The sequence below is a fragment of the Exiguobacterium sp. s89 genome (assembly GCF_018617735.1).
GTDB classification, from domain to species: Bacteria; Bacillota; Bacilli; order Exiguobacteriales; family Exiguobacteriaceae; genus Exiguobacterium; species Exiguobacterium marinum.
Map to the genome: position 1 here is coordinate 143,757 of NZ_JACSKS010000003.1, position 20,855 is coordinate 164,611.

General features: G+C 46.0%; 21 protein-coding genes. 13 read left to right on the plus strand and 8 right to left on the minus strand.

Annotation, left to right across the window (positions count from 1 at the left end):
• Window positions 1-12 precede the first annotated feature (12 nt).
• Window positions 13-1,458, plus strand: coding sequence for a glycoside hydrolase family 1 protein (locus tag KNO96_RS10530; protein WP_214703605.1), 1,446 nt, complete (start codon window positions 13-15; stop codon window positions 1,456-1,458).
• A gap of 114 nt (window positions 1,459-1,572) precedes the next feature.
• Here KNO96_RS10530 and KNO96_RS10535 read toward each other — a convergent pair whose 3' ends face one another.
• Window positions 1,573-2,010: a hypothetical protein gene (locus tag KNO96_RS10535; RefSeq protein ID WP_214700869.1), complete on the minus strand. Its 438-nt coding sequence runs from the start codon at window positions 2,008-2,010 to the stop codon at window positions 1,573-1,575.
• Between the two features lie 126 nt (window positions 2,011-2,136).
• Window positions 2,137-3,924 (minus strand): type I phosphomannose isomerase catalytic subunit, encoded by a 1,788-nt coding sequence (locus tag KNO96_RS10540; protein WP_214703606.1) that lies wholly within the window; start codon window positions 3,922-3,924, stop codon window positions 2,137-2,139.
• A gap of 133 nt (window positions 3,925-4,057) precedes the next feature.
• Between KNO96_RS10540 and KNO96_RS10545 the strand changes: the two genes are divergently transcribed.
• From KNO96_RS10545 to KNO96_RS10580, 8 genes are all read left to right on the plus strand, one after another.
• Window positions 4,058-4,354, plus strand: coding sequence for a PTS sugar transporter subunit IIB (locus tag KNO96_RS10545; RefSeq protein WP_026824620.1), 297 nt, complete (start codon window positions 4,058-4,060; stop codon window positions 4,352-4,354).
• Window positions 4,355-4,359: 5 nt separating this feature from the next.
• Complete coding sequence (locus KNO96_RS10550) at window positions 4,360-4,704, plus strand: PTS sugar transporter subunit IIA (RefSeq protein WP_251125161.1); 345 nt, start codon at window positions 4,360-4,362, stop codon at window positions 4,702-4,704.
• A 23-nt stretch (window positions 4,705-4,727) separates the two neighbouring features.
• Window positions 4,728-6,035 (plus strand): PTS cellobiose transporter subunit IIC, encoded by a 1,308-nt coding sequence (celB, locus tag KNO96_RS10555; protein WP_214703811.1) that lies wholly within the window; start codon window positions 4,728-4,730, stop codon window positions 6,033-6,035.
• A gap of 38 nt (window positions 6,036-6,073) precedes the next feature.
• On the plus strand, window positions 6,074-7,498 hold the full coding sequence (locus KNO96_RS10560) for a glycoside hydrolase family 1 protein (RefSeq protein ID WP_214703608.1): 1,425 nt from the start codon (window positions 6,074-6,076) through the stop codon (window positions 7,496-7,498).
• Between the two features lie 79 nt (window positions 7,499-7,577).
• A complete protein-coding gene (locus KNO96_RS10565; RefSeq protein WP_214703609.1) occupies window positions 7,578-8,306 on the plus strand; it encodes a GntR family transcriptional regulator in 729 nt (242 codons plus the stop codon).
• A 73-nt stretch (window positions 8,307-8,379) separates the two neighbouring features.
• The gene (locus KNO96_RS10570; protein ID WP_214703610.1) at window positions 8,380-8,574 is read left to right on the plus strand and encodes a P-loop NTPase family protein; all 195 of its coding nucleotides are present in this window, start codon (window positions 8,380-8,382) and stop codon (window positions 8,572-8,574) included.
• On the plus strand, window positions 8,571-9,182 hold the full coding sequence (locus KNO96_RS10575) for a class I SAM-dependent methyltransferase (RefSeq protein WP_214703611.1): 612 nt from the start codon (window positions 8,571-8,573) through the stop codon (window positions 9,180-9,182). The genes KNO96_RS10570 and KNO96_RS10575 overlap by 4 nt, the downstream gene beginning before the upstream one ends.
• 16 nt (window positions 9,183-9,198) lie before the next feature.
• Window positions 9,199-9,861 (plus strand): NAD(P)H-dependent oxidoreductase, encoded by a 663-nt coding sequence (locus KNO96_RS10580; RefSeq protein WP_026824613.1) that lies wholly within the window; start codon window positions 9,199-9,201, stop codon window positions 9,859-9,861.
• Window positions 9,862-9,899: 38 nt separating this feature from the next.
• On the opposite strand, the gene KNO96_RS10585 is transcribed toward KNO96_RS10580, so the two are convergent.
• Window positions 9,900-10,535, minus strand: coding sequence for a nitroreductase family protein (locus tag KNO96_RS10585; RefSeq protein WP_214703612.1), 636 nt, complete (start codon window positions 10,533-10,535; stop codon window positions 9,900-9,902).
• Window positions 10,532-10,978 carry a MarR family winged helix-turn-helix transcriptional regulator gene (locus KNO96_RS10590; protein ID WP_026824611.1) on the minus strand — a complete coding sequence of 149 codons (447 nt, stop codon included), beginning with the start codon at window positions 10,976-10,978 and terminating at the stop codon, window positions 10,532-10,534. Before KNO96_RS10590 ends, KNO96_RS10585 begins: the two co-directional genes overlap by 4 nt.
• 181 nt (window positions 10,979-11,159) lie before the next feature.
• Between KNO96_RS10590 and KNO96_RS10595 the strand changes: the two genes are divergently transcribed.
• The 3 genes from KNO96_RS10595 (at window position 11,160) to aceA (ending at window position 14,980) form a co-directional block, all read left to right on the plus strand.
• On the plus strand, window positions 11,160-13,343 hold the full coding sequence (locus KNO96_RS10595) for a malate synthase G (RefSeq protein WP_251125160.1): 2,184 nt from the start codon (window positions 11,160-11,162) through the stop codon (window positions 13,341-13,343).
• Window positions 13,340-13,636, plus strand: a complete 297-nt coding sequence (locus KNO96_RS10600; RefSeq protein ID WP_026824609.1) for a hypothetical protein — start codon at window positions 13,340-13,342, stop codon at window positions 13,634-13,636. Before KNO96_RS10595 ends, KNO96_RS10600 begins: the two co-directional genes overlap by 4 nt.
• Before the next feature lie 75 nt (window positions 13,637-13,711).
• Entirely contained in the window at window positions 13,712-14,980 is a 1,269-nt protein-coding gene (gene aceA / locus KNO96_RS10605) for an isocitrate lyase (protein WP_214703614.1), read from the plus strand.
• Window positions 14,981-15,032: 52 nt separating this feature from the next.
• On the opposite strand, the gene KNO96_RS10610 is transcribed toward aceA, so the two are convergent.
• On the minus strand, window positions 15,033-16,229 hold the full coding sequence (locus KNO96_RS10610) for a LysM peptidoglycan-binding domain-containing protein (RefSeq protein ID WP_214703615.1): 1,197 nt from the start codon (window positions 16,227-16,229) through the stop codon (window positions 15,033-15,035).
• Window positions 16,230-16,493: 264 nt separating this feature from the next.
• On the opposite strand from KNO96_RS10610, the gene KNO96_RS10615 reads away from it, so the two are divergent.
• A complete protein-coding gene (locus KNO96_RS10615) occupies window positions 16,494-17,243 on the plus strand; it encodes a FixH family protein (RefSeq protein ID WP_214703616.1) in 750 nt (249 codons plus the stop codon).
• A gap of 30 nt (window positions 17,244-17,273) precedes the next feature.
• On the opposite strand, the gene KNO96_RS10620 is transcribed toward KNO96_RS10615, so the two are convergent.
• The 3 genes from KNO96_RS10620 to pepT form a co-directional block, all read right to left on the minus strand.
• Window positions 17,274-18,899: an ABC-F family ATP-binding cassette domain-containing protein gene (locus KNO96_RS10620; protein ID WP_214703617.1), complete on the minus strand. Its 1,626-nt coding sequence runs from the start codon at window positions 18,897-18,899 to the stop codon at window positions 17,274-17,276.
• A gap of 134 nt (window positions 18,900-19,033) precedes the next feature.
• Window positions 19,034-19,483: an SACOL1771 family peroxiredoxin gene (locus KNO96_RS10625; RefSeq protein WP_483297735.1), complete on the minus strand. Its 450-nt coding sequence runs from the start codon at window positions 19,481-19,483 to the stop codon at window positions 19,034-19,036.
• A gap of 51 nt (window positions 19,484-19,534) precedes the next feature.
• Window positions 19,535-20,773 carry a peptidase T gene (gene pepT / locus KNO96_RS10630; protein WP_214703619.1) on the minus strand — a complete coding sequence of 413 codons (1,239 nt, stop codon included), beginning with the start codon at window positions 20,771-20,773 and terminating at the stop codon, window positions 19,535-19,537.
• Window positions 20,774-20,855 lie beyond the last annotated feature (82 nt).

Consider the following 20,855-nt stretch of genomic DNA (forward strand, 5'->3'; position numbering starts at 1 on the left):
GGAGGAGACAATGTGAAACAAGTGTCGAGTGAATTTTTATGGGGCGGGGCCACTGCGGCTAATCAACTAGAGGGCGGTTATCAGGAAGGCGGTAAAGGACTTTCGATTGCTGACGTGATGCCAGGTGGGAAACACCGAATGAAGATCATTCATGACCCAACGTTTGATTTTGAATTACATGATGAATATTCGTATCCGAACCATGAAGGGATCGACTTCTATCATCGCTATAAAGAAGATATCGCCCTCTTTAGGGAAATGGGATTCAAGACATTCCGTATGTCAATTGCCTGGTCACGAATCTTCCCGAAAGGAGATGAAATGGAACCGAATGAGGAAGGTCTTCAATTTTACGATCGTGTCATCGATGAGTTGGTCGCACAAGGAATCGAACCACTTGTCACGATTTCTCACTATGAAATGCCGCTACATCTTGCAAAACAATATGGGGGTTGGCGGGACCGCCGTCTCGTCACATATTTTGAACGATATAGTCGCGTTTTATTCGAACGTTATCAAGGTAAGGTCAAATATTGGTTGACGTTTAACGAAATCAATGGAGCTCAATTCATGCCGATGCTCAGTCTCGGAATTGCGATTCGGGAAGAAGAAAACACGTTACAACTCACGTATCAAGGACTTCATCACCAACTGGTCGCAAGTGCACTTGCGACGAAAGCGGCACGCGAGATTGACCCATCGATGCAAATTGGATGTATGCTCATCGCGGCCCCCGTTTATCCGTATAGTTCGAACCCGGATGATGTTTGGTATGCACACGATGCTGAGCGGATGATGAACTTCTTCTGCGGAGACGTTCATGTACGCGGGAAGTATCCGAACTTTGCGAAACGATTCTTCCAAGAGAATGGCATTGAACTCGAAATGGAAGATAGCGATCTTGAAATCCTAAAAGAAAATACAGTTGATTTCTTTTCGCTCAGTTACTATATGTCCCGTACTGAAAAAGCTGAAAAGAACCAGGATGAATCGGAAGGAAATATCATGAGTGGGGTCAAAAATCCATATTTACAGGCGAGCGACTGGGGATGGGAAATTGATCCGACGGGACTTCGCGTTATCTTGAACAAGTTATATGAGCGTTATGAGGTTCCTTTATTCATCGTTGAGAACGGGCTAGGCGCATATGACAAAGTCGAGTCGGACGGAACGATTCATGACCATTACCGTATCGATTACTTGCGTGACCATTTGAAAGGGATGATGGACGCAATCGAAGATGGAGTCGAAGTGATGGGATATACGAGTTGGGGCTGTATTGACTTGGTGAGTGCTTCGACAGGTGAGTATAGCAAACGGTATGGTTTCATTTATGTGGATCGACATGACGATAGTACCGGTACGTTAGAACGAAAACGGAAAGAGTCATTCTTTTGGTATCAAGAGGTGATTCGTTCACAAGGCGCAAGCTTGTATGAAGAAGAATCAGTCAAATGAAAAAAAACGGCCTCGGCCGTTTTTTTCATGCTTTCGTAATCTTTCGCAATAAGATGATCGCGAGACTAACGCCTCCGGCAATCAACATATACGTAACAATATCCATCCACGTGCTCATTCGTCGTCTCCTTCCGCAAATAAAGCGAGTTCTCCTTGAGGCATCGCGACCAATAGATAGTCGTCTCCGCCAAGTGGTCTCGCGTCCCCTGCTTGCCAGCACTCAAAGTGCTCTTGGTATCCGTTGATGAAGAGAAGAGAGCCGGATTCAAATTCCAGTTCGAGATGCGGGTGATCGTCTCCGAGCCGTACGTGATGGATGCGCTCTCGTCTTAAGCGCATGAGCTGTTCGAGTTGTTCACCTTCGTCAAACGTGTTTTGTGTGGCGTGTACATGCCACGGTCCCTCGATAGAGATCCAAGATTCCAGTCCTTGGCGACTGAAATAGAGGAGATGATGGTTCGGGCCGGAACCGAAGTCGATTCCGACAAAGGAAGAGGCGATAAAGAGGTGATGCAAAATAGATGTCGCTTTTTCGTACTCTGTGGTAGACACACCGGCACCTCACTTTAACAAGTTACTATGATTATCATTTCACGTTACCATGCTAAAGTAAATGAATCTAACTCAGTCTAGGAAAGAAAGTGTAATTTCGGTTTGTTTCTCGTTTTTCAAATCTTATTACGCGTCGACAAAGGCAGCGCCGATCACGCCCGCATCTCCTGACAATTGAGTGAGGCATAGACGCGTTTTTCCACTAGCATGTGGATACATTTTATTCGAGACTGCTTGTTGTAATTCGTTCCAAAATAATGAGGCCGACATCATGACACCGCCACCCAATACAATCACATCCGGATCGACGGTATGAATGATATTAGCTAGTCCACTAGCCAGTTCTTCGACAAAGTGATGGCGGTCTTCGGCATCCAATAATAGCGAAGGTACATTTGTATATCCTTTATCGTTAGCTCGCTTTATGAGTGCTGTACCACTAGCGAGTGATTCGAGAGAGCCTCGATTCAGTACAGGGTGAGCTGGTCCGTTCGAACGGATAATCATATTCCCGATTTCACCGGCACTGCCGTTTGCCCCTCGAATGATTTGATGTTTATACACGTAACCGCCACCAATTCCCGTGCTGACTGTTACATAAAAAACGGAATCGTACCCTTTTCCAGCTCCGAATTTCGCTTCTGCGAGTGCAGCAGCGTTCGCATCGTTTTCAAGCGAGACAGAAAGATTTAAGCGTTGATTTAAAGGTTCAATGATTTTTTGATTATGGCAATTCGGAAGGTTCGGAGGAGTTAAAAACATCCCTCTCTTTAAATCGAGAGGCCCGGGTGCCACGATGCCGACATGCTGGATGTCGAACTCGACACCGAATTGATGGATCGCCATCTCAATAGATTGTAGTGTCTCCTCGAAAGGTAATTGCGGTTGCGTTTTAAACGTGTATTGTTTTAATACATCTCCTTTTAATGACACGGCGGCAATCCGAGTGTTGGTTCCTCCTAAGTCGATACCGATTCGAATGGTTTGTTTCTCATCGGAAGGAACACCAGCTACAAGACAAGTCGCTTCTCCCTCAATCAAGAATGACTCATTGGCAGGAAGGAGGAGTGTGCCGCCGGTATGGACTTCCATATCGTCAATAATTAATGTTCCTTGAACGACAGATAGTAACCGAAATGTGTCAGTAGTGATCCTTTCTTTCGCGGCAACATTCCATTTTTCAACAAAGAAAAATGAATTTTTCGTCAAACTTGTTCGAAAATGATCCAGTTGGCGGATTGGTTCGCTGTATTCAAGATGAGGGACGAAAGAAGCGGTTGTACCCTTCTCCACATGAAGTTCACGAGGACAACCGGTCGTCAAATCCAGCCGATTGTAATCGTATAGACGATAGGTCGTGTCTGAACTTTGTTGAATTTCGAGTACGCATACTCCTCTTGTCAATGCATGGATTGTGCCAGCCGGGACATAGAAAAAATCACCGGGACGAATCGATTTTCGTATCAAACCGTTTTCCAAATCCCCTGTTTCAAGCGCTTTATTGAAATCTTTTGAGGTGGTATAGGAGTGACCGTAAATGAGTGTCGCATCTGCCGGAGCATCTAAAATATACCAACATTCATTTTTTCCATAAGGTTCATTTTCAAGTCGGTTTGCTAATGAATCATCTGGATGAACTTGGACAGACAAATCGTCGTTTGCGTCAATCCATTTAATCAGTAGAGGAAACTCGTCCGCGCTAATTTGAAACAACTCTGGATGTTGTTGATAGAGCTCACGTAAAGACAGACCGAAGTAAGGTTCAGACGCAACAGAAGTTCCTCCTTTTTCTAATGCAGAAGCTGTCCAGGCTTCACCAATCGAATGTTCATTGAATTCAAAACCAAATTGCTTCAGACGTTCTCCACCCCAAAGTCGATGTTGATAGTGCGGCTGTAAAAGAATAGTGCTCATATCCATCCTCCTTCGAAATTAATATACACTTATAAATTTAAAAACTAAATAAAGTTTAAATCAAGTATAGACATGAAATTAATCATGTGTATAATAAAAGTTGTAAACGATTTCAAATAAGGAGTGAAGACACATGAAGAAAATCTTATTAGCGTGTAGTTCTGGTATGTCGACGAGTTTGCTCGTGACGAAAATGAAAGACCATGCCACATCAATCGGGGATGAGGCAAAAATTTGGGCAGTCGGACAAGACCAAGTCGTAACCGAGATGGACGAGGCGGATGTGATTTTAATCGGTCCACAAATGCGATTTTTATTAGACAAATTGAAAGCGCAAACATCAACACCGATTGAAGTAATCGATATGATGGCATACGGCACGGCGAATGGCAAAGCTGCGTACGAACAAGCGTTGAAATTAATGGGGTGAACGAGATGGAAAATGTCGATGAATTAACATTGGAGCAAATGGCATTCATGATGATTCTGCACAGTGGCAATGCGAGAAGTACGATTCAGGAAGCGATTCAACTGTACAAAACGAGTTCTTATGAAACGTTTGAAGAAAAGATTGTTGAGGCACGTGAACAACTGAAAGAAGCACATCAAACACATTTCTCACAAATTCAGCGAGAAGCAAATGGAGAAAAAACAGATGTATCATTATTGCTTCTTCATGCAGAAGACCATTTAATGTCTACGCAAACGATGCTCGATTTGACAGCTAGTTTGGTCGAAATGGTCGAACAAAAGATTGTAAATCCTAATCAAGAAGGGTGAATCATATGTCACAGGACAATAAAATGTTCAACATGATCAGTAAACTGCTCATGCCGATGGCGACCTATTTAAATAACAGTCGCTATTTACAAGTATTGCGAGATGCCTTCATGCTTGCTTTCCCAATTACCATGTTTGGGTCAATCATCGTTGTTATTGCCAACCTGCCATTTCTCGATCGCTTTATGTCCGAGAGTACATTAAATATCTTTAAATCATCATTAGGCATTGCACCTTCAGCAACAATGGGAATCATGTCCTTATTCGTTGTGTTTGGGATTGGATATTATCTTTCAAAAAGCTATGAAGTTGAAGCTGTATTTGGCGGAGTAATTTCTTTGGTTTCATTCCTTTTGGTCACTCCATTTGTAATTGAGATTGAAGGAATGAGTGAAGCCGTAGGTAATGTCCTTCCGTTAGATCGTCTTGGAGCAAAAGGGATGTTCCTTGCGATGATTACTGGATTTCTCTCTGCTGAGATGTATCGTTTTGTCGTTCAAAAAAATTGGACTATTAAAATGCCTGATGGAGTACCGCCGGCAGTGGCAAAGTCTTTCTCAGCCTTAGTACCGGCACTCCTCACGCTTTCAGTTTTCTTATCACTCAATATTATTGTAACTAATATTTTCGAGATGAACTTGCATGACATTATTTTCGATGTCGTTCAACAACCCCTCGTGAAGTTAGGGAATGGTCTCATTCCAACGTTAATTGCAATCTTCTTCGTTCAGCTATTTTGGTTCTTCGGACTCCATGGTCAAGTTATCGTCAACTCGGTAATGGACCCGATTTGGAACACGCTATCCGTTGAAAACTTGACAGCTTATACATCGACTGGGGAAGTACCGAACATTATCAGTAAGCAATTCATTGAAATCTACACGGTTGGGCTTGGTGGTTCAGGATCAACACTCGCTGTCGTTGTTGCCATTTTATTGTTCTTAAAATCAAAACAGTTGAAACAAATCGGAAAACTTTCCATTGGACCTGGACTATTCAACGTAAACGAACCGGTCATCTTCGGACTTCCAATCGTCATGAACCCGCTCATCATGATTCCTTGGATTGTCGCACCACTCGTGACGGTAACGGTCACGTATTTCGCGATGTCGACAGGTTTAGTGCCACCGCCGACGGGTGTAGCCGTTCCATGGACCGTCCCTATGTTCTTAAGTGGAATTATGGCCACGAATTCGCTCGCGGGAGGTCTTCTTCAAATCGTGAACTTCTTTATCATTTTGACGATTTGGTTCCCATTCTTGAAATTTATTGATCGAATGAACTTGAAGAAAGAATTAGAAGAATCAACAGATAAACAGGAAGCAGTGTAAACAAATAGAGAAAAATAGAAACAAGGGAGAGATAAATGATGACGAACCCGACACAAACACGTACGAAAGAGCAAAAGACGTATCAATTTCCGACAGACTTTTGGTGGGGAACGGCTTCTTCTGCTACACAGATGGAAGGTGCTGCTTTTGAAGGTGGAAAAGGATTGAACATTTGGGATTACTGGTACATGCAAGAGCCGAACCGCTTTTTCAATGGTGTGAGCGCGACAGAAGCCTCAAACTTCTATCATTTGTATGAAGAAGACATCGCATTGATGAAAGAACTCGGGCATAACACGTTCCGTTTCTCCATTTCGTGGTCACGTCTTTTTCCTCAAGGTGTCGGGGAAGTAAATGAAGAGGCGGTCACATTTTATAACAATGTCATCAATTGCTTGATTGATCATGGTATCGAACCGTTCATCAATCTGTATCATTTTGATATGCCGATGGCGCTTCAGGAGCAAGGAGGCTGGGAGTCACGAGAAGTCGTTGAAGCATATGTCATCTTTGCGAAGACATGCTTTGAATTGTTTGATGATCGCGTCAAGAAATGGTTCACGCATAACGAACCGATCGTACCGGTAGAAGGTGGATATTTATATGATTTCCATTATCCGAATGTTGTCGATTTCAAGCGAGCTGTCCAAGTGGCGTACCACTCTATTTTATCGAGTGCAATGGCAATCAAAGCGTATCGTGACATGGAACTATCTGGGGAAATCGGAATCATCTTAAATCTGACGCCCTCATATCCGAGAAGTCAGCATCCAGCTGATTTGAAAGCAGCGCGTATTGCCGATGCGATGTTCAATCGTTCGTTCCTCGACCCATCTGTTTTAGGGACGTTCCCTCAAGAATTAGTAGATGTGCTGAAGTCGGAAGATGCGATGCCAATTATCGAGAACGGGGATCTTGAAATCATTCGAGAACATACAGTCGACCTTCTCGGTATCAACTATTATCAGCCACGTCGCGTGAAAGCAAAAGCATCGCTTCCTAATCCGGACGCGCCATTCTTGCCGGAAAACTTATTTGACTACTATGAGATGCCTGGACGGAAAATGAATCCGTATCGTGGATGGGAAATTTACGAAAAAGGAGTCTATGATATATTAATCAATCTAAAAGAAAACTATGGTAATATCCCGTGCTTTATTTCAGAGAACGGAATGGGTGTCGAAGGTGAAGAACGTTATCGTGATGAAAACGGGAGTGTCCAAGACGATTATCGGATTGACTTCATTCGCGAACATCTGAAATGGATGCATCAAGCGATTGAAGAAGGGTCGAACGTGAAAGGCTATCATCTTTGGACATTTATGGACAACTGGTCATGGAGCAATGCTTATAAAAATCGCTATGGATTTGTTGGCATTGACTTGGAAACACAACAACGAACTGTAAAAAAATCAGGGAACTGGTTTAAACAGTTGATTGATGCTAAAGGTTTTACAGAATAATAAGACAAGCTGACAAAGACTACTTTTTGTCAGCTTTTTTTGATATATTGTACATATATGTCTATACATGAGGTGCTATATGTCTAATAAGAAAAAACCGAAATATGAAACCATTGCTGATGAGATGCGTAAAAGAATTATTGAACACGTTTACCCGCTAGAAAATGCACTACCTGATGAAATTCACCTGGCCCAAGAATTTAGCGTGAGTCGTATGACCATGAAGCGGGCACTTGAGATTCTTGTCATGGAAGGGTTGATTTATCGTAAACGTGGTAAAGGAACATTCATTTTACAGTCGAGCTTCCAAAAAGGTCGCATCAACGTGATTAGTAAAGAAACGAGAGGATTGACTCAAGTGATTGGGGATCGTTCGTTACGAAGCGAAGTCCTCAATTTTGAGGTGAAGTTTCCGAGTCAGGAAGTCGCCGATCATCTCATGATTGAGCTGACAGAACCGGTCTATGAAATACGTCGCGTGCGTTACGTAGACGACGAACCGTATGTCATCGAATTGACGTACATGGTTGCTAACCTCATTACAGGAATCACACGTGAGATTTTAGAAAAGTCCGTGTACGCTTATATTCAAGAAGATCTTGGCTATACGATTACAAGCTCACATAAAGTGATTCGAGCAGATAAGCCGGATGAGTACGATCAAGCTTACTTGAAGAATGATATCACTGAACCGATTATTGAAGTCGAGCAAGTCGTCTATTTAAGTAACGGGAAACCGTTCGAGTATTCGTTTGCCCGTCACCGATACGATAAATTTGTGTTTTCATCGGTCAATATTGTGAAGTGAAAGTCGCCACGATGGCGACTTTTTCGTAAGGGGAACCTATCGTGGATGTGAAATTGACCAAGCAGGATACGAAATGAACGAATCCGTCATTCAAGACATCGTGATTGATGTTCAGGCAAGTGTAATTTTAAGGATGATTGGGTTGAACGGTGCTGTTAAAACGACAACGATTGCGTGTCTCATGGGAACGATTCCCTGGATGAAGGGAACCATCGAGATGAAGCGGCATCCATTCTTCCAATCCATTCAAGAAAGAGGTTCTTTATGAACGAACAGCAATATGAGCAACTCCTGCATATCCAGACCGCCAAACCTCAGCAAGGATTCCCGTCCTCGGTGGAATACCATCGTTATGAACCGACCCCTTTCGAGGCACTCGATTTGCTTCGGGACGCCTATCCGTTAGAGTCGACGGATACCATCGTTGATTTTGGTTCAGGCAAGGGGCGTCTCCCGTTCTATTTGGCGTACACGTTTCATGTGCGGGCAATCGGTGTCGAGATGGATGGTGGGTTTCACGAAGAGTCGCTCCAAAATTTGGCGAGCTATACGAAGAAGCATCGGACTCGAGGAAGCGTTCAATTGGTGCAGGAATTTGCAGAACAGTTTTCCATCCCGTCAGAGGCGAACCGATTCTACTTTTTTAATCCGTTCTCGGTCAACATCTTTCGGCAAGTGATTGCTCACATCATCGAATCCGTTGAAGCGAATCCCCGTCCGGTCGACGTGATTTTGTATTATCCGGCGGATGCATATCTACACTATTTGAACGATGAGACCCCCTTTCAATGTGTACAGACGGTTCGACTGCCGCTGAAGAATCTTCATGAGCGATTTTTGATTTACCGGTTTGATATGATGGAGTCATCTTGGTAATGGAGGAGTGAGTACGATGAAAAAGAAAGACATTCTAGAAGCGTATCGTTGGCGTCAAGCGACGAAAGAATTTGATGCGGATCGTAAAATCAAAGAAGATGACATGGAATTCATTTTAGAGACAGGACGTCTTTCACCGAGTTCGTTCGGGTTTGAACCATGGCAATTCGTTGTGGTTCGTCGGGAAGATTTGCTCCAAAAAATTAAAGATCACGCATGGGGAGCGCAAGGGCAGGCTTTGACCGCGAGCCATTTCGTATTGATTCTCGCAAGAACACCGAAAGCCATGCGTTACGATGCGGACTATATTCGGAACATCGTGACGAGTGTGCAAGGCCGGACGGAAGAAGAGTACGCACAGCGCGTGAAGCGGGTCCAAGAGTTCCAGGAGAACGACTATCGTCTCTTGGACGATGAACGCGTCTTCCAAGAGTGGATCAAGCGTCAGACATATATCCCACTTGGGAACATGATGACGGCGGCCGCACAAATCGAGATCGATTCTTGTCCGATTGAAGGGTTCAATCAAGAGGAAATTGATGAGCTGCTCATCTCAGAAGGTGTCATGGAGCGAGGCGAATGGTCGCTTTCGGTCATGGTCGCATTTGGGTATCGGTCGCGCGATTTCGCACCAAAAACACGTCGTGACTTTAACGAAGTCGTCAAATATATCGGATGAAAAAAGGTTCAATCGCCTCAGCGATTGAACCTTTTGAATTATTTCCAGTCTGTGATGCGGTCGACTGGGAAGCGTACTGATGGGTACCCTTCTTCTGCTGCTTTCCCGATGGAGAGAAGCATGACCGGAAGGTAACGTTCTTTGTCGAGACCGAACGCTTCAGCGATGTTCGTTTTGTCGTATCCACCGATCGGGTTTGTGTCATAACCATGTGCCCGTGCGACGAGCATGAGTTGCATCGCAACGAGACCTGAATCGAGCATAATGCTATCTTTGATCATTTCTTTCGGTGCATCTTTGAAGATGCCTTTGATCATGTCGACTTGGCGGTCGCGGACTTCAGCGGGCATCATACCGCGCTCTACCGCTGTATCGAAAATCTCTTCTGTGTAATCTGCCATTTGATAGTCAGCGAAGAGTGCGATGACAGCTGAAGATGTTTCCACTTGGCGTTTATTGAAGCTTGCGAGTGGAAGGAGTGTCTCTTTTCCTTCTGTGCTATCGATGACGACGAAGCGCCATGGCTGTAAGTTAAGTGATGAAGGAGCCGTTGTCGCTTCTTCAAGAATTTGTGTCATTTCTTCTTTTGAGATTTTGACGTTCTCATCGTATACACGAATCGAGCGGCGTCCTTTGACAATCTCCATAAAGTCTTTTTGTGTAGCAGTGTTCATATTGTAGTCTTCCTTTCATGGTCAATAGTATCTTGTAACATCGTCAGGGATGCTAATAACTGTTGTTGATCCTCTACCTTCATGTTGACAAAAAGTCGGTCCGTTAAGCACTGTTTTTGCTCAGTCCAATGTGCAATTTGTTCACGACCGTGGTCTGTCAACTCGACATAGATGACACGGTTGTCTTCTTCACATCGTCTCCGCGTGATGAGTCCTTGTGTCTCTAATTGTTTCAAGTGTCGAGTGATAGCTGCGTGATCGACATCGACGCGTTGTTGCAATTCACGTTGACGCAATGGGCCGACATGATACAAATTGCTTAAAATGTCATAGCGACTTAAGCTGAGTCCGTCCATTTCAGAGTCGAATAATTGCCCCATTTCTTTTTGTACGGTGATGATGTGATAGAGAATTTGATCGCGAAGCGAGCAAGAATCTCGCATGCATATCGCCTCCTCGAATCATTGATGACTCAATCATTGATGGGTCACACAATGTATAGTAAACCCATCCTGACAATATTTCAAATAAAAAGTTTTAACAAATGGGTTGTCAAACTGTTATATAATAGTCTATATTGTAATCAACTGATATATAACAATGACTAAGGGAGGATGTGAGCGCTTGGAACACTATGAACGACTAAATACGTATCATGTTCATGAGAAGCTGTTCGAATTTGTGAATGAAAGTATACTAGAACCTCATGAAATCAACAATTTTTGGAAAGGTGTCGAATCCCTTCTAGAGCGTTTCATTCCAGTCAATCAGACGCTTCTAGAGCAGCGCACGACATACGAACGACTGTTACAGGATTGGTACAGTCGACAAGATGAAGTCGATCCCATCAAATACGAGACGTTTTTATCTTCAATCGGCTATATCGAACCGGTCGTCAAAGATTTCAACATCGATGTGTCGGACGTTGACCGTGAAATCGCCCATCAAGCTGGACCGCAACTCGTCGTACCATTAGACAATGCCAGATACGCACTCAATGCCGCCAATGCCAGATGGGGAAGTCTCTACGACGCCTTTTATGGAACAGATATGATTGAAGAGGCAGACGGTATGGAAAAAGGACGAGAATATAATCCCGTTCGCGGTAATGAGGTCATCCGCATCGCTAAACAGTTTCTCGATGATGCGTTCCCGCTACCAACAGAATCTCACGAGAAAGTGACACGTTACTTCGTTCGTGACGATGTCGCCTATGCGGTGGTTGGGGAAGACGAGTATTCGTTCGCTCATGATTCATTCGTCGGCTACACCGGGGAACCGAACAAGTTACGCACATTGATGCTTCAGCACCATGCCTTACACGTCGAACTTCAATTTGACCGCGAGCACCCGATCGGCAAAATCGATCCTGCTGGACTGATGGACATTGAGCTCGAATCAGCCCTCTCTGCGATTGTGGACTGCGAGGACTCGGTCGCAGCTGTTTGTGCAGAAGACAAAGTTCATCTGTATCGCAACTGGCTCGGTCTGATGGACGGGACGCTTGAAGCTTCGTTCCAAAAGAATGGGAAGCGACTTTCTCGGTCTTTGAATGAAGATAAGCGTTTAATCGGAAAAGGTGGAGTGGAAGTCATACTCCCAGGACGCGCACTCTTATTCATTCGAAACGTCGGGCACTTGATGACGACCGACTTGATGCTTGATGCGGAAGGTCGCGAGGTACCAGAAGGTATCGTTGATGCCGTCTTCACTTCACTCATCGCGAGTCGTCATCTACATCGCCGTCTCAACTCTCGAGAAGGGTCAATCTATATCGTCAAACCGAAAATGCATGGATCTGAAGAAGTAGCATTCACCAACGGCTTGTTTGACGCCGTGGAAGATTTATTGAACCTTCCTCGCCATACGTTGAAAGTCGGTGTGATGGATGAAGAGAGACGAACGTCGCTTAACCTGAAGAACTGTATCGCTCAAGTGAGAGAACGAGTCGTCTTCATCAACACGGGCTTCCTCGACCGAACGGGAGACGAGATTCATTCTTCGATGACACTCGGACCGATGCGGCGAAAAGGAGAAATGAAGACATCTTCTTGGCTTGCGGCATATGAACGGTTGAATGTATCGACAGGTCTTGAGACCGGATTTCATCAACAGGCGCAGATCGGTAAAGGGATGTGGGCGATGCCCGACATGATGCGTGACATGATGCGTGAAAAAATTGCACACGTACGGTCCGGGGCAACGACGGCATGGGTGCCTTCCCCGACCGCGGCGACGCTCCATGCGATGCACTATCATCAACTCGATGCTTTTGATATACAGCGAGAATTGATGCAACAGCCTGTTTTGAATCATGAACGACAACAGCTCCTCGATATCCCGCTCGCGACACGCATCTATTCGCAAGACGAGATTAAAGAGGAACTCGAGAACAACTTGCAAGGGTTGCTCGGATACGTCGTTCGTTGGGTCGAACAAGGTGTGGGTTGCTCGAAAGTACCAGACATTCATTACATCGGCCTCATGGAAGACCGGGCAACACTTCGTATTTCGAGCCAACACGTGGCCAACTGGCTGCATCACGGCATCTGTTCAGCCGATCAAGTGGAAGTCACGCTTTATCGGATGGCACAAGTCGTCGATGAACAAAACGAACAAGATCCGAATTATCGGCCGATGACACCAAACGTCGATCAATCGATTGCCTATCAAGCCGCACACGAACTCGTGTTTCATGGATTGAAGCAACCGAACGGGTACACAGAACCGATCTTACACCGCTGCCGCCGTGAATTTATGAAACGCCAAACCGTAGAGTTAAACCTTAAAGGAGGAACCTTATCATGAATACGAAAAAAATGGAAAGCGAACAGTTGATTGAACGTTGGGTCGTTCGTCGCATCGTATCTGGAGAATCGACAGCTTCTCTTGCGAATACAGCATTCGTATATGGCAATGACTTGATGCGCCTCGTCTTGGATCGCGCCGACGGTTCGCTCCAAATCATGAAGGAATCAATCGATGAGGTCGTCGTCTTCCGTAAACCTGAAGATCCCGATGAAGAAAATGTATGTCGTTGCTGCGGGATGGAGCATTCGACGTTCAAAGCGGCATTGGAGTGCTGTGCTTACCTCGACTAAATCGTTTAGTTTGCACTATCTGTTATATAACAAATTCATTTTATTAAAATTAATATAATACAGGAGGGTTTATAGATGAAACAACGCGAAGAATTAGGAAACAGCTGGAAGTCAGAACGATTTGAAGGGGTAGAACGTCCATACTCTGTAGAGGATGTGATGAAATTACGGGGGTCCATCGTGATTGAACAGACGCTTGCGACAAAGGGAGCGGAACGCTTGTGGAAATTGATGCACGAGCGTGACTACGTTCATGCACTCGGTGCGTTGACAGGGAACCAGGCCATTCAGCAAGTGAAGGCAGGACTTGAAGCCATTTATTTGAGCGGATGGCAAGTAGCGGCGGATGCTAACCTTTCGGGTCAGATGTATCCGGACCAAAGTCTGTATCCGGCCAACTCAGTGCCAAATGTCGTTAAACGAATCAATCAGGCACTTCAACGTGCAGATCAAATTCAAACGGCAGAAGGAAAAGGCGATACACATTGGTTCGCACCGATTGTCGCAGATATGGAAGCAGGATTCGGTGGGGTACTCAACGTGTTCGAATTGACGAAGGCGATGATCGAAGCGGGGGCTGCTGGCGTTCACCTCGAAGACCAGCTCTCGTCTGAGAAGAAATGTGGTCACCTCGGTGGAAAGGTATTGCTCCCGACACAGACGGCTGTGAAAAACTTGATCTCGGCGCGACTCGCGGCAGACGTCATGGGCGTCCCGACGATTATCGTAGCGCGTACAGATGCGCACGCGGCGAACTTGATCACGAGCGATATCGACCCAATCGATCATCCGTTCATCATTGGAGAACGTACACCGGAAGGCTTCTATCGCACGGAAGCCGGTATCGAGCAAGCGATCGCTCGTGGTCTCGCGTATGCACCATATGCAGACCTCGTATGGTGTGAGACGTCTGAACCAGATTTGGCAGAAGCCCGTCAATTTGCCGAAGCGATTCATGCGAAGTATCCTGGCAAACTTCTCGCTTACAACTGTTCACCATCGTTCAACTGGAAGAAGAAGTTGTCAGACGAAGAGATTGCAACGTTTCAACAAGAGATCGGTGCGATGGGCTACAAGTTCCAATTTGTCACGCTCGCTGGATTCCACGCGCTCAACTTCGGGATGTTCGAACTTGCACACGGGTACAAAGACCGTGGCATGGCGGCATATTCAGAGTTACAACAAGCAGAATTTGCGGCTGAAGTACATGGTTACACGGCGACACGTCACCAACGTGAAGTCGGGACGGGGTATTTCGACGAAGTCTCGCTCGTTATCTCAGGTGGACAATCATCAACGACTGCACTGGCTGGATCGACAGAAGCAGAGCAGTTCACAAATTAATGAGAAGCAAATAACCGCTGCACGTGCAGCGGTTATTTTTGTTTGGGGCGTGTCATTTCGGAATGGTCAACACTTGACCGACACTGATGAGATTGACGTTCGTGATGTTATTGGCGGCAGCGATTTTCGCGACAGTCGTATTGTACATGGTCGCAATCTTATAGAGTGTATCGCCCGACTTTACCGTGTACTTCACGGTCGTTGCAGGTGGTGGTGTGACGGTTGTTCCAGGAATGATGAGCACCTGACCGACACTGATGAGATTGACGTTCGTGATGTTGTTAGCGGCTGCAATCTTCGCGACAGTCGTATTGTACATGGTCGCAATCTTGTAGAGCGTATCGCCCGACTTTACCGTGTACTTCACAGTCGTCGAAGGGGGTGGTGTGACCGTTGTCCCAGGAATATTGAGCACTTGACCGACACTGATGAGATTGACGTTCGTGATGTTGTTAGCGGCTGCGAGATCGGATACAGTGACACCATACGTCCGTGCGATGCTGTATAACGTGTCGCCTGACTTCACGGTATACGTTTTATTCGTCGATGTGTTTTGATAGGCAAGTAATTGCGAGACCGTGACGAATTTGTACCCTTTTGCTTTGAGTTGCGAAATCATCGTCGGTAATGCGAGTGGGGTACCTGGTGCCCCCGCACCTGTATGCATCAAGACGATTGAACCCGGTTTAATATTGGTTTGTACTTTCGTGTTGATTTGGCTCGCGGTCAGTCCTTTCCAGTCGATTGTGTCGATGTTCCATTGAATCGTATATCCGTATCCGGCAGCACCGACACCGTTCAACACGGCACTATTGACGGCACCAAATGGAGCTCTAAAAATCGGCTTTGTCGTTTTTCCGGTCAATGATTTTATCAAAGCTTCCGTGCGGTCGAGTTCGGATTTCATTTGGGTAGCAGTCAGTTTTGTGAAATCAGGGTGTGTATATGAGTGGTTACCGAGCTGATGTCCTTTTGCGGCGATATTTTTAATGTATTGTGGATGGTTGTTCGCACCCGAACCTGTCAAAAAGAAAGTAGCTTTGACGTTGTTTTTTGCCAAAATGTCTAAAATCTTGTTCGTGTTTGCGCCGTCTGCCCCATCATCGAACGTCAACGCGACGACTTTACTCGTCGTGTTCACGCTCGTAATAAATGTTGAAGCGGCGGCACTGACGGAAATCGATTGTGTGATCACCATCGCCAATAAGATGAAGAGTGCCATCGTCCCACGAATGACCTTACGTTTCATCTGAATTCGCCTCCATTCATGATGTCATCTTCTTGATGTTAAGAATTTCCGAATGCACGCTACATATATTTTATATACCCGTTTTTTGAAATGACGGACTAAAATACGGGAATGGGTTTATAACGAATTTGTATCGACTAGATGTGTGAAAATTGTGAGAATGTATCGTGGGATATATCACAGAATGCTCACACTCTTTTTGGAAAGAGATGGTATCATGAACAATGTGTGAAAGATGTAAGCGATTTATGAGGAGGACTTATGATGAAAAAGATGATGACACGGTTTGGGGTCGTGTTTGGGCTTTTCGGGTTGTTTATACTCGGAGCGTGCGGTACGGAGAAAGAAGCAGAAAGCGCGGCTGTTCCACAATCGATGGAACCGGTAGAGGCAGAGTTGACGGTTGCCGCAACAGCGGAAAAAGGAGAAACAGTGCCATTGTCGGTCCATGTCACGCAAGAAGGTCAACCTGTAGACGACGCAGATGAAATCAAGTTTGAAGTATGGAAGAATGATGCGAAAGAAGAGAGCGACATGATTAAGGCGACGCTCACGAAAGATGGCGTTTATGAAGCAGAGGCGACGTTCGCTGAAGAAGCGGTCTATACGGTCCAAGTTCACGTGACAGCGCGTTCGATGCATACGATGCCAACGACGAATGTGACGGTTGGCCATCCGGAAACAGCAGCTGAAGCGGAAGAAGATAGTGACCACCATCACCATGCAGGAGCGGATATCACGCTTGACCCAAAAGAGGCGACAGCAGGTGAAGAACAGCCGTTCATGGTGCACGTCATGATTGAAGAGGAGATGCTCGCGGGGGCAGACGTACAACTCGAAATCTTCCAAGACGGGGCAGACAAACATGAGTGGGTGAAGTTAGAGGAAGCAGATGCTGGGATGTATAAAGGTGCACACACCTTTACTGAATCTGGTGCATACAACGTTCAAGTCCATGTTACGAAAGGTCATGATATTCATGAGCACGTGATGGAGACGGTAGACGTTAAATAAAAAATCGGCTCGCGTTGAGCCGATTTTTTATTATGCATTTTGATATAGGGATTCAACTTGTTGTTGAAGCGTTTCATTCTCGAGGAACTCATCGTACGATGCTTCTTTGTCCACGATGCCGTTTGGTGTCACTTCGATGATGCGTGTCGCAATCGTCGAGATGAGCTGATGGTCATGTGAGCTGAAGAGGAGTACGCCTTTGAACGTCTCGAGACCATTGTTGAGAGCTGTGATCGATTCAAGATCCAAGTGGTTCGTCGGATCGTCGAGGACAAGCACGTTCGAGTTCGAGAGCATCATCTTCGAGAGCATGCAGCGTACTTTTTCTCCCCCTGAGAGGACAGACGCCTTCTTCATGACTTCTTCACCTGAGAAGAGCATGCGACCGAGGAATCCACGAAGGAACGTATCTGACTCATCGGCAGGTGAGAATTGACGCAACCAGTCCAAAATACTCTTTTCTGAGCCTTCGAAGTACTCCGAGTTGTCTTTCGGGAAGTATGACTGAGTCGTCGTCACGCCCCATTTGACCGAACCTGTATCTGGCTCCATCTCACCCATAAGAATTTTAAAGAGTGTTGTGATGGCAACGTCCGAACGACCGACGAATGCGACTTTGTCCGTCTTGTTGAGTGAAAACGTGACGTTGTCGAGTACTTTTACGCCATCGATCGTCTTCGATACGTTGTCGACATAAAGAACATCGTTCCCGATCTCGCGCTCCATCGTGAATCCGACGAACGGGTAACGACGTGACGACGGACGAATGTCATCGAGTGTGATCTTATCGAGCAACTTCTTACGTGACGTCGCTTGACGGGCCTTTGAGGCGTTCGAGCTGAAACGCGCGATGAAGTTTTGAAGTTCTTTGATTTTCTCTTCTTTTTTCTTGTTCTGGTCTGAAGCCATACGTGTAGCAAGTTGGCTTGACTCATACCAGAAGTCGTAGTTCCCGACATACAATTGGATTTTTCCAAAGTCGAGGTCTGCCATGTGCGTACAGACTTTGTTCAAGAAGTGACGGTCGTGGGAAACGACGATAACTGTGTTTTCAAAGTTGATCAAGAACTCCTCCAACCATTGAATCGCTTTTAGGTCAAGTCCGTTGGTCGGCTCGTCTAAGAGGAGGATATCTGGCTTACCGAAGAGCGCTTGGGCAAGAAGGACTTTGACTTTCTCCCCACCTGTGAGTTCGCTCATTTGTTTCTGGTGGAGCGCTTCTGTGATGCCGAGACCTTGAAGGACCATCGAGGCTTCTGACTCTGCTTCCCAACCGTTCAACTCAGCGAATTCGCCTTCGAGTTCAGCTGCGCGCATTCCGTCTTCATCTGAGAAATCTTCTTTCATGTAGATGGCGTCTTTTTCTTTCATTACTTTGTAGAGACGCTCGTGACCCATGATGACGGTCTCGAGAACCGCACTGTCCTCATACGCGTAATGGTCCTGTTTGAGGACGGCGAGACGCTCACCCGGTGTGATGCTGACATCACCCGTCGTCGTATCTTGCTCACCTGATAAAATCTTTAAGAATGTCGATTTACCGGCACCGTTCGCACCGATCAATCCGTAACAGTTGCCTGGCGTGAACTTGATGTTCACCTCTTCAAACAACTTGCGGCCGCCAAATTGTAGGCTGACGTTATTTACTGTAATCATGTATGGTATCCCTCGTTTTTCTGATTAGTTTACGACGTGTATTGTATCACGTTTTTAAAAATCGCGCAGTGTCGCATAAAAACTATAATGATGACATAGGCAAAGCCACAGAAAAAGCCATCATCATGACGGCTTTAGTCGACTCGTATAACAGTCGTATCGAGTTCAAACGCCACATTTCCTGCGAGCGCGCGTGAAATCATACATTGATCTTTCGCTTTTTTCGCGATGCGCTCGACTAGCGTGATTTCTCGGTCGGTCATCTCTGTAGGTACTTGAATCGTTGTCGTATAGCGAATCGTCACGTACGTGAAGATGCCGTTCGTCACATCGACGATCCCTTCCGCGTCAATCGTGATGCCACGGTGAGTCAGGCCACTTCGCCCGAGTACGGCAGCGAGTGTGATGATATAACACGTGGCCGCTGCCCCGAGTAACATCTCATCTGGATTCGTGCCGACTCCGGGACCGTCCATTTCGGGCGGAATCGAAATCTGTGTCTTTAATCGCTCGGCCTCGAGGGTACCGACGTCATTTCGTCCACCATCCCAGCCGAGGTTCATGCTAAATGTATGTTTCATCAAAATCGCCTCCAATGTCTCTAGTGTAAAAGAGAACGATTGGAGGCGCATTTGTTATGCTTGTGCACGCTTCGCGAATGTGCGAAGTGTTTCGATGATGACCGTTGTTGCTTTTTCCATGTTGTTCACAGAGATGTATTCGAACTTCCCGTGATAGTTTTCGCCACCCGTGAAAATGTTCGGTGTCGGAAGACCCATGTAAGAAAGTTGCGATCCGTCTGTCCCGCCACGAATCGGTTCAATCTTCGGTTCGATGTCAAGGCCGCGCATGACGTCAGCGACGGTATCGACGATGTGTTTCACCGGTTCGATTTTCTCGGCCATGTTGTAATACTGATCTTCCATCTTGAGCTCAATCCGCTCTTCCCCATATTTTTGTTTCCATTCGAGGACAAGTTTCTCCATCAATGCTTTACGCGCTTCGAACTTCTGTTTGTCGTGATCGCGGATAATGTATTGAAGTGTCGTCTTCTCCACATCCCCATTGAAGCCGTTCAAATGGAAGAATCCTTCGTAGTTGCTCGTACGTTCTGGTGCCTCATCAGCCGGTAAACGGTTTTGGAACGCCATCGCGAGCTTCATCGAGTTGACCATCTTATTTTTCGCGCTACCTGGGTGTACGTTCGTCCCGTGGAAGGTGACGGTCGCACCCGCTGCGTTAAAGCTCTCATACTGTAACTCTCCGAGCGGGCCCCCATCCATCGTGTAAGCGAAGTCCGCATTAAAACGGGCGACATCGAATTTATGTGGTCCACGCCCGATTTCTTCATCTGGTGTGAAGGCAATGCGGACCGGTCCGTGTGGAATCTCAGGGTGAGCCAATAAGTATTCAACAGCTGTGACGATTTCGGCAATCCCTGCCTTATCATCCGCACCGAGGAGTGTCGTACCGTCGGTTGTCATGAGCGTATGTCCGACATACCCGTCCAGTTCTGGGAAGTCTTTTGGTGATAAGACGACATTCAATGACTCGTTTAAGACGATGTCGCCACCTTCATAATGTTCGACGAGTTGAGGAGATACGTTCGTTCCTGTGAAGTCGGTCGCTGTATCCACGTGAGCGAGGAATCCGATTGTCGGGACGTCATAATCGACGTTACTCGGAAGTGTGGCGAAGAGATAGCCGTATTCGTCCCTCTCGACATCTGTCAGTCCAAGTTCTTTTAATTCTTTCTCCAAATGGCGAATCAAATCCCATTGTTTAGCCGTCGATGGTGTTGTCGTACTGGTGAAGTCAGACTGTGTATCAATCTTCGCGTATGTCATTAAGCGTTCAATTAATTTTGCTTGCATGGATTGCCCTCCTCTAAAAAGTTTCATCTTCATTAGTTTATCACGAGCGCTCGAAGTCGAAACAAAAAAGTCACACCCATCG

Coding starts and splice junctions, on each gene's coding strand:
- KNO96_RS10540 (WP_214703606.1), bottom strand. CDS start 3,924: ATGAGCACTATTCTTTTACAGCCGCACTATCAACATCGACTTTGGGGT.
- KNO96_RS10545 (WP_026824620.1), top strand. CDS start 4,058: ATGAAGAAAATCTTATTAGCGTGTAGTTCTGGTATGTCGACGAGTTTG.
- KNO96_RS10550 (WP_251125161.1), top strand. CDS start 4,360: ATGGAAAATGTCGATGAATTAACATTGGAGCAAATGGCATTCATGATG.
- celB (WP_214703811.1), top strand. CDS start 4,728: ATGTTCAACATGATCAGTAAACTGCTCATGCCGATGGCGACCTATTTA.
- KNO96_RS10560 (WP_214703608.1), top strand. CDS start 6,074: ATGACGAACCCGACACAAACACGTACGAAAGAGCAAAAGACGTATCAA.
- KNO96_RS10565 (WP_214703609.1), top strand. CDS start 7,578: ATGTCTAATAAGAAAAAACCGAAATATGAAACCATTGCTGATGAGATG.
- KNO96_RS10570 (WP_214703610.1), top strand. CDS start 8,380: ATGAACGAATCCGTCATTCAAGACATCGTGATTGATGTTCAGGCAAGT.
- KNO96_RS10575 (WP_214703611.1), top strand. CDS start 8,571: ATGAACGAACAGCAATATGAGCAACTCCTGCATATCCAGACCGCCAAA.
- KNO96_RS10580 (WP_026824613.1), top strand. CDS start 9,199: ATGAAAAAGAAAGACATTCTAGAAGCGTATCGTTGGCGTCAAGCGACG.
- KNO96_RS10585 (WP_214703612.1), bottom strand. CDS start 10,535: ATGAACACTGCTACACAAAAAGACTTTATGGAGATTGTCAAAGGACGC.
- KNO96_RS10590 (WP_026824611.1), bottom strand. CDS start 10,978: ATGCGAGATTCTTGCTCGCTTCGCGATCAAATTCTCTATCACATCATC.
- KNO96_RS10600 (WP_026824609.1), top strand. CDS start 13,340: ATGAATACGAAAAAAATGGAAAGCGAACAGTTGATTGAACGTTGGGTC.
- aceA (WP_214703614.1), top strand. CDS start 13,712: ATGAAACAACGCGAAGAATTAGGAAACAGCTGGAAGTCAGAACGATTT.
- KNO96_RS10610 (WP_214703615.1), bottom strand. CDS start 16,229: ATGAAACGTAAGGTCATTCGTGGGACGATGGCACTCTTCATCTTATTG.
- KNO96_RS10615 (WP_214703616.1), top strand. CDS start 16,494: ATGAAAAAGATGATGACACGGTTTGGGGTCGTGTTTGGGCTTTTCGGG.
- KNO96_RS10620 (WP_214703617.1), bottom strand. CDS start 18,899: ATGATTACAGTAAATAACGTCAGCCTACAATTTGGCGGCCGCAAGTTG.
- pepT (WP_214703619.1), bottom strand. CDS start 20,773: ATGCAAGCAAAATTAATTGAACGCTTAATGACATACGCGAAGATTGAT.